We start from the raw sequence: 15,748 nt of genomic DNA on the forward strand, positions 1-15,748 counted from the left end.
ACAAATCACTCTATAATTAAAGTAAACAAGCAGCCATAAAAGGTGTTAGCTGCTCTTATAAACATGTGTTCTGTTAGCTACTTTAACGACATTTACAACAAGCAGACTATCTTTAATCTCATATATTATGCGATATAAACCTTGTCGAACTCTATAGCTTTCTTTGCTTGATAACCTTATACACCCTTCACCGCGCGGATTCTCAGCTAAAGAATCAATTTTACTTAAAATTTTTTGTATATCGCTTTTCGGTATAACTCGTAAATCTTTAGTTACAGACTTTTTAAAGGTGATTTTATATTTTGCCATGTGACTTCAAATCGTTTAGCAGATCCTCATAAGATATCTCAGGCTCGTTAGCTCTTTGTGATACCGCAGCTAAATCTTCTTGGTCTTCACGCATTAATAATCGAACAGCTTCATCGATCAGCTCAGAAATAGATAAGTGTGCAGAGGCTGCGCGCATTTTTAAAGCTTGATGTATGTCAGGTTCAAAATAAACAGTCGAACGTTTAGATAAGTTACTCATGGTAATAGCCCATTGATTCAATAACAACATCATAGCACCATAACGTCACCGAACATTGAGGAGCAACTAACTCCCTATTATTACATTTAGGGCAAGACCATTTATCATGCTTCATATTTTAATCTCCTTATTAGAATTACCAGCCGGTCATTGATAGAAATTTAACGCCAAAATCACCACAGTAACGAGTAAGTGGTCTAATTCTGCTCTTTTATCATCCATAACCCGAACAGGACATTGTTAAATTGGTAGGTTCCTTCATCCAACTTCTGTATTTCATCCGATTTCATTAAAGATGATATTGCCTGATTAAGCCTTTGCTTAGTGACATGATGTTTATCAAGATTTTCTTGCGCATACACTTTGCCTTCTACTGCGCTAGCAATCGCTCTAAGCCCTTTCTTTTGTTGCCCTCTGAACATGAGAAACTTTTCTGTAAAGTCGGCTTTATGCTCATTTACCATGCGATTAATTACGTCAATGGCATCGTCCATAGAGGGGCTGAAGACTTTGTTTGCATAGAAATCAAAACAGGTTTGTAGTATTAGTCGGGTTTGGCCTCTAAGGGTTTCATACAGCCAAGTGAAAGCATAGTCACCAAACTTGCCATTGAGTTTTTCTTCGCAATACGCTTGCAGCAATGTAGGGTCAATGCCCTCTACTGAAATCGGTGTTGTCATTCCATACCAAGGCTGCTTTGGCGCATTGAGCAGCGATTTAAGCATGCTCTTCTTAGAACCTGAGAAGATGAAGCTGACGTTTTGGTTTGACTGCGAGATAGCGCGAAGCATAGCGTCTATCTTAACGTTTTTGATATCAGCCACTTGCTGGAATTCATCAAAGGCAATAACCGCATGGGTGCATTTGCTGAACTGACAGTATTGATCGATTAAATTAAATGCAGAGGCGAGCAACTGCTTAAAATCCTGCGTTTGAAAGCTTGGCTTCATGGCAAAAGACTCACCCGATTTGGTCGGTGAGAAGGATACACCATCAATACTCGTGAAAAGCTTCATTAGCTTTCCTGATTGCTTGCGTAAGGTAGTCGGTGTGGCTTCTTCTACGGCTTTATACAGCAGGGCAGCGAAGTCCATCTCATCAACTGCTGAATAGATATCAAGGTAAATGGGTAAGATTGTACTGGGCATCTCAGCGAATACCTTTTGAATTAAGCTGGTTTTGCCGTATCTCCGGTCGCCATAAATGATGACGTTCGCTTTGCCTTCGATTAAGGTGGATAGTCTCTTGATTTCTCCTACGCGGCCACAAAAGTCATCAGGTGAGACGATTTTATCTATTCTGAAAGGATTCATATTGAGTACACCTTTTCGTTTACTATAGGTAAAGTGTAGCACGGTACGTACTTAAGCACACCTAAAGTAAATAATATCATTTACTCAAGGTAATTAAGGTGAGTCGCCACGTACAGTTATGAGCTTGGAGATACCTGTCTGATGTTAATTTGGAGCTACCTGTCTGATGTTAATTAAGTCCTGACATTTTGAATTACTAAATAAATAACGAAGTAGTTGCTCATTTTAACAAGTAAAAACCATCACATAGTGAGTGATATTGGTATCGCACGTGTATTATCATTTTTACCTTCATACAGCACTAATGATAGAATATTCATTCTCGTGTTTTTTGCTTTTTAATCTCTAGGTTTGTGTTGTAAATGGAATGTATATCTTCAAGTTTTTTTTGCCGGTTTATTGGTATCCCAACAGAAATAAAAATCAGTGATAATGGTGTAGCTATTGTAATTGAAAGTCGTTTGATCAACATAAAATGGGAAGAACTTATTGTTCCGCCTACATTTCATCTGAGTTTTTTTGGACAAATAATTTCATTTAAAACAGTAAAGCATACCTATACTATTACCATGCTTGCTTATAACGCTAAGCGACTGCATAAAAATAATTGCGAGCGACTTTGGGCATTGGCCAACATTAAACGTGTTGAAACTTTTTTAACAACGATAAAAAATAACACCACTAACCGCTATTTACGACAATCAACCATTGACCATATTAAATTGGGCGCGAATCAAGAGATTAAACGTTGGCTCCCATGGATTAAATCAAGCGACATAGGTAAAACACTACCAAAGGTTACTGAACAGCTACAACTGTTATCGAATTACCAACGTTGGCAAACGCAGGAAATAGCGAATTGTCGTGAAAACTATATCAACAGACAACTTCAAGCGTATAAAGTGTTTTTTGATAAGGTCGAGTCTAACCCTTTAACACAACATCAGCGCAGAGCCTGTATTATCGATAATGATAATAACTTATTGCTAGCGGGGGCAGGCACAGGAAAAACCAGTGTTATGGTTGGCCGAGCAGGTTATTTACTAACTAGCTTACAAGCTAAGAGTAACGAGATTTTACTATTAGCTTATGGCCGTAAAGCGGCTGATGAAATGGATGAACGAATCAAAGATAAGTTATCAACGGATAAAATTAGCGCCAGCACCTTTCATAGTTTAGGGCTAAATATTATTGCCCAAGTTGAGGGCGGTAAACCTAGCTTATCGGTATTGGCAGAAGATGCAAAAGCAAAATCTAAGTGGATCCAAACATGCTTTGAAAAGCTGATTAATGAGCATAAGCAATATCGTCATCTTATCATCGAATATTTCAGCAAGTATTATTATGTTGAACGAAACGATTTTGACTTTAATAGCCTTGGCGAGTATTACCAGTATTTAACCGACAATGATATTCGTAGCTTAAAAGGGGATAAGGTTAAAAGCTTTGGCGAGCTTTATATTGCCAATTGGCTATTTAACCATGGTATAGAATACCAATATGAGGCTAGTTATATTCATGATGTGAAAACAATAGAGCGTAGACAATACCAACCAGACTTTTTCCTTTCTGAGTTAAATGTTTATATTGAATATTATGGGGTAGATGAGAATGGAGATACAGCGCCTTTTATCGATAAAAACGAATACCATGCAGGAATTCAATGGAAACGAAATATTCATAATGAATATGGAACTCATTGTCTTGAAGTTACTTATGCACAGCATAAAAAAGGAGAGTTACTTAGCAATTTAGAAACGTTTTTCAACACCCAACAAGTTGAAGTTGAATTACTACCAGATGACGTAATACTGGCAAGCTTAAAAGAAACAGGACGAATAACAGTACTTGCTGAAATGTTTTGTCAGTTAGTAGGGTTATATAAAGCAGCTTGTTTAGATTCAACGCTAGAGAGCACTTTAAAAGATAAGATCATCGCTAATTCTGCTGATCCAAAGCAGACAGCAAAAGCATTGGCGTTACTTAAACCCATTTTAACGCTCTATGAACAATACTTAACATCACGCGATGAAATTGATTTTGAAGATATGATCAATAAAGCAATAGCCTATGTTCAAGCAGGTAAGTTTCAATCGCCATGGCGTTATATCATGGTAGATGAGTTTCAAGATATATCAGAGCCAAGGGCACGGTTAGTGAAAGCGTTACGCGATAATAATAAAGCATGCTCTGTTTTTGCCGTGGGTGATGATTGGCAGGCTATTTATCGATTTAGTGGTGCTGATTTTACCTTAACGACTGAGTTTGCAAAATATTTTGGCGCAACTACTCATGCAGAATTAGACTTAACCTTTCGATTTAATAACCAAATTGGCAAAGTCGCTAGCGATTTTATCAGTAAAAACCCAGCACAAATTAATAAAACAATTAAATCATTAAAGCAAGTTAACGCGCCTGCGGTGTCACTGCTAAAACGAGAAAATGCTCCTTTCAACTCTTCAAACAAAAATATTATTGATGAAATGGCCAATGGCGCTATTGATGATGTTTTAGCCGCTATTTCAGCTAAAGTTTGTAAACCTGTTACCGTCTATTTATTAGCGCGTTTTTGGTTTCTTTTACCCAATAAAACTGACATTAATAGATTAAATAATCAATACCCGTTACTCAGTATTGAGGCTCAATCATTTCATGCATCAAAAGGAAAAGAGGCCGACTTTGTTATTATTGTTGGCATGAAAAAAGGCGTTCATGGTTTTCCTTCCGAAAAAGTAACCCCCGCACTACTTGATGCATTACTCGCGAAAAAAGAAGCTTTTTCTCATGCCGAAGAACGACGATTATTTTATGTTGCGTTAACAAGAGCTAAAGATAGAGCCTACATTATTGCCGATATGACCGATGCAAGTAGCTTTGTTAAAGAGCTTGTGGATGAACATCAAATTGAACTTGATGAGTTTGGTAGTACAGCCAGTCAATTATTTATAGACGACATAAACTGTTTAATTTGTGAAACAGGTGTACTAAAAAAACGCACTGGCCAATTTGGTGCTTTTTATTCATGTTCTCATTTTCCCCGCTGCGAGCATAAAGAAAAGCCTTGTACCAAGTGTGAAAGCCCAATGACACGAAAGCGCCATCTAGGCTTTAAGCTTTATTTAAATGATTCATGTCAAAACTTGATACCGACTTGTGAAAAATGTAATGCAGAAATGGTATTGCGATCAAGTAAAAATGGCGAATTTTGGGGATGTAGAAACTATAAAGGCAATGAACCAATGAGCTGTAAAAATGGTATTGATGAATCAAAAATGAATTGGCCAGCATTGGTTGAATAAATAACGATAAATATTAGAGATGATTAATGCAATTACTTTACTCAACAAGCAAAGCGCTAGACAAATGGTTAAAAACTGAATTACCGACTTTAGCGGGGATCCAGAAGGGCAGAAATACTATTACATCTGATGCCAATACCTTTAGTTGGCAGCTACATATTATTGACAACCGCTATAGATCCGCTGAGAAAACGATTATAGCAACCGAAGCGTATAGTCGCTTTACCTGCTTTTTGCCGGTACTCATGCCACTTACGTTAGCTGAATTACATCAACAACTAACAATGCAATGGCAAGCGATGTTCATCGAGATGATCAGAGCCCAACAACTATTAGCCAATAGTGATGCTGTTTTATTATTAAGTCAGTTAGATGAGCTGAAATTTGATATTCGTTGGACTAAAAATACCGACTTAAGCATTAATGGCCATATAACCGACGCCGCCTTATGGGTAACACAAACGTTAGCAGAGCAAAGACTAGATACGATGCCATTAGCACTCGCAGAAGATTTAGCCATATACCTTAATGGTCAGGTTAAGCGTATTAAACAGCGCAAAGAAAAGTTTGTACCTTTATCTAGGCTTTTTGAGTATTGCCAACAAATTACTGCATTAACGGGTAATGAAGTGCCTGAGCCCAATTCAGCGGTAACTTTACCTGACAATGTTATAAGGTTTGGTGATTATAAAAAATAACAACAAACTCAGTATTAAAATGTATGGTTGTTAATGTCATTGTTAAATAAAGAGTCTTTTAGAGCGCAAGCTTTTCCAGCAAAATAGCCTGCTTTTACATGGTAATGAATATTGTATTTATCTCTGTAAGCGAAGCTATAATCATCTGATTTTTTAGTCATGAATTCAAATAACCCTTTATTTAAAGCAGTACCGAAGATGTTTGACCTCAAGTCATTGTATATTAAGCCATACTTTTCAACATTGCCAACCATAATTTAATCAACTCAACTCTAATGTTTTTTGTCTGCTCATTATAGTAACTTCACTATCAGTCAATCCAATAGTTAGCTTACTGGGGACATATAATTAGATGAATATATTGGAATTACATGGGCACTAGAGTCGGCTAAAGCTAAAGCAATCACTCCTATAGCAGCTGTGCCAATGAACTTCCTTGTATTGACCTGTATTTACACCATTATTGAGGGTGATAAACTGTACTAATTAATGTTAAATAAGTTAATCACTTATATAGAAATTCGTTGACAATCTATTACACCTAAAGCAATCTTGGTGTTTCAGAATGTATCTATTTATGAGTAATATTTTGATTCTATAAAGTAAAACACAAGGATGGGTTAATTGACACGACAGTTTTATAACGACAATGCTAATGAACTAGCCCAGCAATACCTGTCAAAATCATTTAAAGAGGTACATCAAAGCTGGTGTCAACTTCTGCCTGCTATTATCGAGAACCCTAATACACGTATTCTCGATATAGGTGCAGGAGCCGGCCGTGATGCTAAACATATAGCGCAACTTGCCGCGCAAACTCACGGTGATAAAAACAACACTCAAATATATGCAGTTGAACCAGCAAGCATACTTGCAGAGCTTGGCGCAGGCCAAACCACAGGCCTTAAAGTAAAGTGGCTGTCTGATTCTTTACCCGTATTAAACACTATAACCAAGCAAGAAGTGAGCTTTGATTTAATCCTATTAAGCGCAGTTTGGATGCATATTCCTGTAAGCGAGCGTGCTCGTTCAATTCGTAAATTAGCTAACCTACTTAAACCCGGCGGTAAATTGGTTATTACGCTTCGTCATGGACAAACAGATGAAGAGCGTAAAGAACGTAAAATGCATACGGTATGCGCTGATGAATTAAAACGCTTAGCAACCGATGTAGGTCTATTCACTATATTAGAAACCCAAAAAGAAGACGATAAACTGGGTAGAGAACACGTTTCTTGGCAAACAGTGGTATTACAGCTACCCGATGATGGCACCGGTGCTTTCCCATTTATACGCCATGTAGCAATTAATGATGGTAAATCTGCCACTCATAAACTGGCCTTGTTAAGAGTATTATTACGCATTGCGGATGGACATCCCGGTGCAGTTTTACGCAGAGAGTCATCACCATTTGGTGAGCGGGTTATTTTACCGGTCGGCTTAGTTGCGCTTTATTGGTGTCACCAATATAAAGACTTAATTGATGACCGCAAAATTTTTCAAACACCGAATAAAAACCCCAATATGGGTTTTATGAAAGCTGACGGCTGGCATAAATTAACCAAGTTTAAATCTGCTGATTATCGTATTGGTAATTTATTTAAGGGCGATGCTGCAGTTGCGCTACATAAAACAATTTCAGCGGCAGTAAGCAATATCAAAACAATGCCATGTCGTTATATCAAATTGCCCAATAGTGATAACACCGTATTTGAAGTGTCGAGCAAAACAGTAAAAGCTAAAGACAGCATTTTTCTTGATTTACAAACCCTTGAGCAGTGGGGCGAATTTTCATTGCCAGAGTCTACTTGGTTAGCGTTCAATCGTTACGCTTGCTGGATTGAACCTGTATTAGTAAGCGAATGGGTAAAAACTATGGCGAGTTATTCAGGCAATGCTCAATATAAATCGCCTGAAAATCAATACCATTTGTACCAATCCTTAAATTGGGAAGAGCCTAAACGCACAACAACCGAAGTGCGTAAACGTTTTGAGCAGATCAGGGAGAACTTGTCGCAAAAAGAGCAGCAAGAACACATGCAATGTGTATGGTCGGCAAAATCATTAAAACACAAGTACGATATTGATCACAGCTTGCCTTTTGCTCGTTGGCCTAATAATGATTTATGGAACTTACTACCAACCGATAGCCAAATAAATAATCAAAAAAGTGATCGACTACCAACAGAGCAGAAACTGAAACAGGCAAAAGAAAGAATTCAACATTGGTGGCAAACTGCTTGGCTTGCTCCTTCAGTCTTAGAACCATCATCCTCACTTATAAAAGATCCCTCAGCTATCGTCAAAAATGAGCAGAGCCAAAGTCAACGGTTTTTCGCTGAGGCAAATTTGGCATTACCGGGGTTAAGTTCTGATAACTCGTCAGTAGATGATTTATTTGAAGCTTTGATTATGCAACGTGGGCGATTGAAAGAAATGCAGCAGTTGAGGGAGTGGTGAATGTTAAATTTTGATCGGCTCTATGTATTTGAAAGAGGATTTTATGGGTACTTAAAAAACTCATGTTAATAAAACCACTGCGGAAACTAAATCAGTAGGTTATGAGTATCAAATGAATGAAAGCAACAGAGGTGGTGTAGCTGCAAAAAAGGCTTCTACTTTCAAGATTATGTGGTTACTCTTTTGGCTACTGAGATGTTAATTGATAGTCATATATCAGGTATCGGGTGCAAAGAGGGGGACGATGTAGAAATACTCCATTCAGACAATAGCGTTGGCTCTAAGATGCATTAATTCACAGCCAGAAACTCCTAGAAACTCCCAGAAATTTCTGTGTTTCTTTACTGGTTAGCCAAGTGGTATTTTCTTGCGTATCTTTCATACTGTTTAGGGCTCTGCTTGAGGTTTACACGAGCTATAGTTTACTTTTTAAATGCCCATGTTATCTTTTGCTGATCAAAATATACCTTATAGTTTTGAGGTTATCATTGCTTATTATGCTGAAATGGAAAAATATGGATAATGATGGTAAATATGGAGTAGTTACTTTAAACGTCGTGAATAAGCTTAATATCACACAATAAAATGATCCCTGTTACGCATGGAGTTACACTGCTGTTACGGTTTTACTACTCAGTTAAATTCCAGAAAAATAGCTGTCTGCGCACTGCATTTTGGGGTTATGTGAAGGAGGGAAAGTCAATGGAATTGAACCTGCTAATTATACTAACTCTAAGCCATAAACCCTAGCTGAGACTAAACTCCTTTAATATCGTTAGCCCTATGAAGCTAAACCAAGCCAAACCAAAAAGGGTATTGATGAAAAAAACAGCCATTATAATAAATATTTGATATTGTTCTCCTCACTCTTACTGTATAATGCGCGACCTTATTATTTTGAGTATTTTTTGTGGATTGCTGGGATATTTTATCTGTTAAAAATGATAATCAGCACCATTTAATAATCAATTATTCAGTATTTGTTAGCAAAAATTTAGGAATACCCTTTGATCACTACATCGAACATTACAATGCAATTTGGCGCTGAACCGTTATTTGAAAACATCTCTGCTAAATTTGGCAACGGTCACCGCTATGGTTTAATCGGCGCAAATGGCTGTGGTAAGTCTACATTTATGAAGATACTCAGTGGCGAGTTAACACCTAGCTCAGGCAATGTATCGGTTAGTACGGGTAACAAGGTAAGTACTTTAGGCCAAGATCAGTTCGCGTTTGAAGAATACAGTGTTATTGATACTGTGATCATGGGTGATATGCCGTTATGGAAAGTTAAACAAGAACGTGACGCAATATATGCACAAGCTGAAATGAGTGAAGCTGATGGTATGCGCGCAGGTGAACTAGAAAGCGAGTTTGCTGAAATGGACGGTTACACTGCTGAAAGTCGTGCGGGTGAAATATTATTGGAAGCGGGTATTGACGAATCATTTCATTATGGTTCAATGCAACAAGTAGCTCCGGGTTGGAAATTACGTGTTCTTCTTGCCCAAGCGCTGTTTGCTAATCCTGATATTTTATTACTTGATGAGCCAACCAATAACTTGGATATTCATACCATCAGTTGGTTAGAAGGTGAGCTAAACAAACGTAAATGCACCATGATTATCATTTCGCATGATAGACATTTTCTTAATTCTGTTTGTACCCATATGGCCGATATTGATTACGGTGAATTACGTGTTTACCCAGGTAATTATGAATTCTTCCTAGAACAGTCAGGTTTATTACGTGAGCAGTTATTATCGGGTAATGTTAAAAAAGCTGAAGAAATTGCAGAGCTACAAGACTTTGTTAACCGTTTTGGAGCGAATGCTTCAAAAGCAAAACAAGCAAGTTCTCGTGCTAAAAAAATGGATAAAATTAAACTTGATGATGTGAAATCATCAAGTCGTATCACCCCTAAAATTGCTTTTGCACCGGGTAAAAAAATGCACCGTCAAGCATTAGAACTTGAAAAACTTGGTCATGGCTTTGATGGCAGAGTGTTATTTGAAAAGGGTGACTTATTGCTAAAAGCTGGTGCCAAATTAGCTATTATCGGCGAAAACGGTGTAGGAAAAACGACGTTATTACGCTGTTTAATGAGCGAGTTATCGCACAATGAAGGCGTGATAAAATGGTCAGAAAATGCATCAGTTGGTTATTGCCCACAAGACAGCGGCATATTTTTTGATAATGACTTAACACTAATGGATTGGATGTCACAATGGCGTAGACCGTGTCATAACGATTTAAGTGTTCGTGGTATGTTAGGCCGTTTATTGTTTACCGATGACGACGCTAATAAAAAAGCACGTAATTGTTCTGGTGGAGAGAAAAACCGTTTGTTATTTGGTAAGTTGATGATGGCTGATATCAATGTTTTGATTATGGATGAACCAACTAACCACATGGATATCGAAGCGATTGATGCACTAAATAATGCGTTAAAAGACTTTGAAGGTACCTTAATTTTTGTTAGCCATGACCGTGAGTTCGTTTCAAGTTTGGCAACTCGTATTATCGATATTAAAGATAAAAAATTAGTTAGCTTTGAAGGTTCGTTAGATGAGTATCTTGCGAGTCAAATTAATACGCAGAAAGTTGCTTAACTCTTTTAATAAAATGAGAAATAGAGAGCTTATTATTTATCAATTTTACAGTATAACGTTGTTATGAAAATACCAAAACGTATCCAACCACTCGTCGATGACGGCTTAGTTGATGAAGTCATTAGTCAACTAATGAGTGGCAAAGAAGCCACTGTTTTTATGGTTCGCTGTGGCGGAGAAATTCGCTGTGCCAAAGTTTATAAAGAAGCCAATAAGCGTAGCTTTAAAAAAGCGGCTCAATACCAAGAAGGTAGAAAAAGTCGAAATAGCCGACGTGCTCGAGCCATGGAAAAAGGCTCTAAGTATGGTCGTAATCAACAAGAGGAAGCATGGCAAAATGCTGAAGTGGATGCGCTGTATACAGTGGCAGAAGCTGGCGTTCGAGTGCCTCACCCTTTTGGCTGTTTTGAAGGCGTTTTGCTAATGGAGCTAATCACCGACGAAGCCGGAGATGTTGCGCCGCGATTAAATGACGTGGTTATGTCAAAAGAGCAAGCCATTGAAGATCACCAATTAGTGATGAACTATGTTTTGCGTATGCTATGTGCCGGTATTGTTCATGGTGATTTATCAGAGTTTAATGTACTCGTTGATGAATATGGCCCTGTTATCATTGATTTACCTCAAGCCGTAGATGCCTCAGCAAATAATAATGCTAAAGCGATGCTAATGCGTGATGTAGAGAATATCACTCATTACTATGGCCAATTTGCACCTGAGTTGCTATTAAGTAAATATGCTCAAGAAATGTGGGCCTTGTATGAAAGTGGCGAATTAACTTTCGAAACACAACTGACAGGGTTATTTAAAGAAAACACTATTTCTGCAGATGTTGATAACGTGATTGAAGAAATCAAAGCCGCCTTTATGGAAGAGCAAGATCGCCTACAACGTATAGCCGAAGCGAATGAAATAGATTAGTAAGTATTTTTAAATAGTGAGTTGGAAAGCATATGTTATTTAAGGCGAATCAGAAATGATTCGCCTTTTTTATTACGACAACTATAATTATAACTACAGGTACACCCCATTAATTTTTATACTTAATCTAATCGCTCGTATTTTTGATTTCAACATGAAAAACACGTTCAAAAAAACGTTAACATTAATAATTGTATTGTTATTTTATTCTTTGTTTTTGTATACTTAATCGATTTTATTTCTAATGCCGGTTATTTGTTGTTTTTCAACGGTTTTTCATTGGTTGTTGAAATATTTTTCGCAATATTATTTGTTTTAGTGCTCTCGATATTATCAACAACTATCTATTTATAAAGTGGAGTTTTCATGATAACCAGTGATACCAATAATGTAGCTTCACCACTTAGCGCCTATGCATTACGACAGCTGATCCGTATGGGAGACTTTACCCGTAATACCTCTGGATTTGCCCAAGGTTGCGTGCAGGGTAATATCGTTATCTTACCTAAAGATTGGGCTGGCGATTTTTTACAATTTTGTCAATTTAATCCAAAACCTTGCCCGTTAATTGGCATGTCAACCAATGCGGGTGATTTTCTATTACCTGAGCTTGGTCAAGATATTGATATTCGTAGTGATGTACCTGGTTATCGTTTGTTTGATAATGGAGTGTTAAAGCAAGAGTTAACCGATATAAAACACCTGTGGCGTGATGATTTAGTGACTTTTGTTTTAGGGTGTTCCTTTTCTTTTGAAGAAGCGCTTATTGCTGACGGACTTGAAATTCGTAACATTAGCGAAAGTAAAAATGTGCCCATGTATCGTACTAATATAGCCTGTAAATCGGCAGGGCGCTTTAGTGGTGAAACAGTCGTAAGCATGCGCCCTATGTTGGCCAAAGATGCGATACGTGCGATACAAATTTGTAGTCGTTTTCCGTCAGTGCATGGCGCACCAATACATTTTGGTGATCCTAAATTGATTGGTATTGATGATATCAATACCCCCGACTATGGTGATGCGGTAACGATTAACGAACATGAAGTACCTGTTTTTTGGGCTTGTGGGGTTACACCTCAACTGGCATTAGAGCAAACTAAACCGCCATTTTGTATTACCCATAGTCCGGGAAAAATGTTAGTGACTGATATTGTAAACTCAACACTAGCGGTACTGTAAGACTTTATACTCATGTTACCTCGAAATACTCGTTTCAGCGAGAATTTAAAGGCTTATAGGCAAGGCATTGATTGAAGATAATGGTTATTCCTTGTTAAAATCAATAACGCCGTATATAAGCCTTTAAAACTCGCCCTTCGGGGACGCCTGAGTAAATCATGCTCGTCGTTGCTCCTTTTTTTAAGGGAACAACCATTAATAAAAATAAGCGCCTTGATCATGAATTGCTCAGGCGACCTGAAACAGACATTTTGAAGTATCATGAGTATATATAGGAAAGAAGATGAAATTAAATTGTGATTTAGGTGAAAGCTTTGGTAGTTGGTCTATGGGATTAGACGAACAGGTAATGCCTCACATAGATCAAGCCAATATTGCCTGTGGATTTCATGCTGGCGATCCCTTAGTGATGCAAAAAACCCTCGAATTAGCGAAAGCTCACCATGTAACTGTTGGTGCTCATCCGGGTTATCCTGATCTTGTTGGTTTTGGTCGCCGTTCTATGAATTGCTCTACCGATGAAATTATTGCGCTCGTTACTTATCAAGTTGCCGCTATTGACGGTGTTGCTAAATCGTTAGGACTTGAGCTTGAATATGTTAAACCTCATGGCGCTTTATACAATGACATGATGGTAAATAAAAATGTGCGTGAGGCGATACTTAACGCACTATCAAAGTACCACAAACCGCTTAAGTTAATGTTACAAGCAACGCCACAAATTGAACAGCATAAAACAGAAGCTAAAACCTTTGGTATTGATATTTTAAGTGAAGCGTTTGCAGACCGATGTTATGCCGATGATGGCAAGTTATTATCACGTAGCAAAGTAGGAGCAGTGCATAATAAAGACATGATGCTTGCCCAAGTTAAACAGTTAAAAGAGCAAGGTTGCGTTACGACGGTTAATGGTAATGTTTTAGTGTTAAATGCTGATAGTTTATGTGTTCATGGTGATAATATTGAAGGTGTTCAGGCTATTGAGGCAATTAGGGAGCTGATAGGTTAATGCTCGAAAATATTAATATTCATATCGCCGGTGAAAACGCCTTAATTGTCTATTTTAGTGAGCAAGGTGGTGGCGAAGTTAATGCAAATGTTTCAGCTAAAGTTCAGCAAGCAGAACAGCTTATACGTAAAGCTATGGAACAAGAATTAGCCCATGATATTATTGATTTAGTAGCATCATACGCATCCTTGATGGTGATGTTTAATATGATGAGTACAGATCACCATCAAATACGAAATAAACTACGTACACTGTTACAAAGCCTTAATGATAACTCGAAAGATCAATGTGCTGCGGATGAAGCTACTATAGTTGAATTGCCCGTTTATTATAGTCATGAATCTGGTCCTGATTTATCTGTTATTGCTCAGCGTGCTCAATTAACCGTTGAACAGGTTATCGAAATTCATCAAGTGCAAGAGTATCGCGTTTATGCCATAGGTTTTGCCCCCGGTTTTGCTTACTTAGGTGAAGTAGATGAACGTATTGCGGCGCCAAGGTTGAGCACACCTAGAATGAAAGTACCTAAAGGGGCTGTTGCTATTGCCGATAGACAAACGGCAGTTTATCCGAGTGTTTCTCCCGGTGGTTGGAATATTATCGGTCTTTGTCCTATTAATATGTTTGATGCGAAAGCAAGCCCAACTATGCCAGTCAAAGTTGGTGACAGGGTGAAATTTAAAGCTATTTCTAAAGATGAATTTCTAACTTTAGGCGGAGTGTTAGAGGTGAGTTATGAGTAAGCCATCATTAACACAGGGTTTTTTAGTTGAACAAGCAGGTGTGTTAAGTCTTATTCAAGATGCCGGTCGTTTTGGTGCTTTTAATATTGGTTTAACAAATGGCGGCCCTGTAGATTTACCAGCATTTAAATGGGCAAATCGTCTATGTGGCAACAAGTTAAACTCAACAGCAATTGAAATAAATATAGGCGGTTTAACCTTAACGGCACAAATTGATACCACCCTTGCGGTTACGGGGGCTAACATGCCGCTAACCATTAATGGGGAAAAGAAATCGTTATGGCGTAGTTATCACGTAAAAGCGGGTGATGTAATTGCTTTAGGTTTTGCAGCTCAAGGTGTGCGTTGCTATTTAGCGGTTGCAGGTGGCTTTAGTCTTGCGCCAAGTTTTGGTAGCACAGCTACCGTTTGTCGTGAAGGTATTGGCGGTTTACATGGCGGCAAGCTAGAGGCAGGAGATGTGTTAGTTTGTGCTAGACGTAACATACATAATAACCTAAAGAAAAACTTGTCATTAGAAGATAAATTAATCCCTACTTATACTGATGAAGTAATATTACACACAATACCAAGCTATCAACAAAAATACTTTAGCTCACACCAACAACGGTTGTTCTTTTCTAATGAATATACCGTGAGTAAAAGCTTTGATCGTATGGGATATAGATTAGAAGGGCAGGCAATAGCGTGTGATATTGATGGTATTTTATCGGAAGGTATTTGCCATGGTGCAGTCCAAATTCCCGCTGATGGTCAACCCATTGTTTTGCTAAATGATAGACAAACCATTGGCGGTTATCCCAAAATTGGCGCAGTTTCTTCGATCGATACGGCTAAATTAGGGCAATTAAACCAAGGTGGAAAAGTACGCTTTGAACCCATTAGTATGGAACAGGCTCACAACCTATTTCATTTAAATTTAAGTCGTTTTAATCGTACAGAATTAGTTGTTTGTGATTAAGTCTGGAATAAATTGAGACTATTT

Annotated in this window: 12 protein-coding genes; 9 read left to right on the forward strand and 3 right to left on the reverse strand. The window is 37.9% G+C overall.

Translation table 11 applies throughout. The features are described from left to right. Positions 1–45 precede the first annotated feature (45 nt). The 3 genes from DWA31_RS04470 to DWA31_RS04480 form a co-directional block, all read right to left on the reverse strand. On the reverse strand, positions 46–309 hold the full coding sequence (locus tag DWA31_RS04470; RefSeq protein ID WP_114325458.1) for a type II toxin-antitoxin system RelE family toxin: 264 nt from the start codon (positions 307–309) through the stop codon (positions 46–48). Beyond that, positions 296–559 (reverse strand): CopG family transcriptional regulator, encoded by a 264-nt coding sequence (locus tag DWA31_RS04475; RefSeq protein WP_245942479.1) that lies wholly within the window; start codon positions 557–559, stop codon positions 296–298. Before DWA31_RS04475 ends, DWA31_RS04470 begins: the two co-directional genes overlap by 14 nt. A 167-nt stretch (positions 560–726) precedes the next feature. Continuing rightward, positions 727–1,842: an AAA family ATPase gene (locus DWA31_RS04480; RefSeq protein WP_114325459.1), complete on the reverse strand. Its 1,116-nt coding sequence runs from the start codon at positions 1,840–1,842 to the stop codon at positions 727–729. A gap of 362 nt (positions 1,843–2,204) precedes the next feature. On the opposite strand from DWA31_RS04480, the gene DWA31_RS04485 reads away from it, so the two are divergent. From DWA31_RS04485 to DWA31_RS04530, 9 genes are all read left to right on the forward strand, one after another. After that, positions 2,205–5,141, forward strand: a complete 2,937-nt coding sequence (locus DWA31_RS04485; protein WP_114325460.1) for a UvrD-helicase domain-containing protein — start codon at positions 2,205–2,207, stop codon at positions 5,139–5,141. A gap of 26 nt (positions 5,142–5,167) precedes the next feature. After that, positions 5,168–5,839, forward strand: a complete 672-nt coding sequence (locus tag DWA31_RS04490) for an amino acid adenylation (protein ID WP_210725541.1) — start codon at positions 5,168–5,170, stop codon at positions 5,837–5,839. 624 nt (positions 5,840–6,463) lie between these two features. After that, complete coding sequence (locus DWA31_RS04500) at positions 6,464–8,299, forward strand: class I SAM-dependent methyltransferase (protein ID WP_114325462.1); 1,836 nt, start codon at positions 6,464–6,466, stop codon at positions 8,297–8,299. Positions 8,300–9,306: 1,007 nt separating this feature from the next. Further along, a complete protein-coding gene (locus DWA31_RS04505) occupies positions 9,307–10,911 on the forward strand; it encodes an ABC-F family ATPase (protein ID WP_114325463.1) in 1,605 nt (534 codons plus the stop codon). Between the two features lie 63 nt (positions 10,912–10,974). Next, positions 10,975–11,832, forward strand: a complete 858-nt coding sequence (locus tag DWA31_RS04510; protein WP_114325464.1) for a PA4780 family RIO1-like protein kinase — start codon at positions 10,975–10,977, stop codon at positions 11,830–11,832. A gap of 366 nt (positions 11,833–12,198) precedes the next feature. Next, on the forward strand, positions 12,199–13,011 hold the full coding sequence (locus DWA31_RS04515; RefSeq protein ID WP_114325465.1) for a putative hydro-lyase: 813 nt from the start codon (positions 12,199–12,201) through the stop codon (positions 13,009–13,011). 283 nt (positions 13,012–13,294) lie between these two features. Next, complete coding sequence (locus DWA31_RS04520) at positions 13,295–14,020, forward strand: 5-oxoprolinase subunit PxpA (RefSeq protein ID WP_114325466.1); 726 nt, start codon at positions 13,295–13,297, stop codon at positions 14,018–14,020. Beyond that, positions 14,020–14,763, forward strand: a complete 744-nt coding sequence (gene pxpB, locus DWA31_RS04525; RefSeq protein ID WP_210725542.1) for a 5-oxoprolinase subunit PxpB — start codon at positions 14,020–14,022, stop codon at positions 14,761–14,763. Before DWA31_RS04520 ends, pxpB begins: the two co-directional genes overlap by 1 nt. Next, positions 14,756–15,724: a 5-oxoprolinase subunit C family protein gene (locus DWA31_RS04530; RefSeq protein WP_114325467.1), complete on the forward strand. Its 969-nt coding sequence runs from the start codon at positions 14,756–14,758 to the stop codon at positions 15,722–15,724. Before pxpB ends, DWA31_RS04530 begins: the two co-directional genes overlap by 8 nt. The last annotated feature ends 24 nt before the right edge of the window (positions 15,725–15,748 follow it).

Source organism: Candidatus Colwellia aromaticivorans (assembly GCF_003333305.1).
In the GTDB taxonomy this organism is placed as follows: Bacteria; Pseudomonadota; Gammaproteobacteria; order Enterobacterales; family Alteromonadaceae; genus Colwellia; species Colwellia aromaticivorans.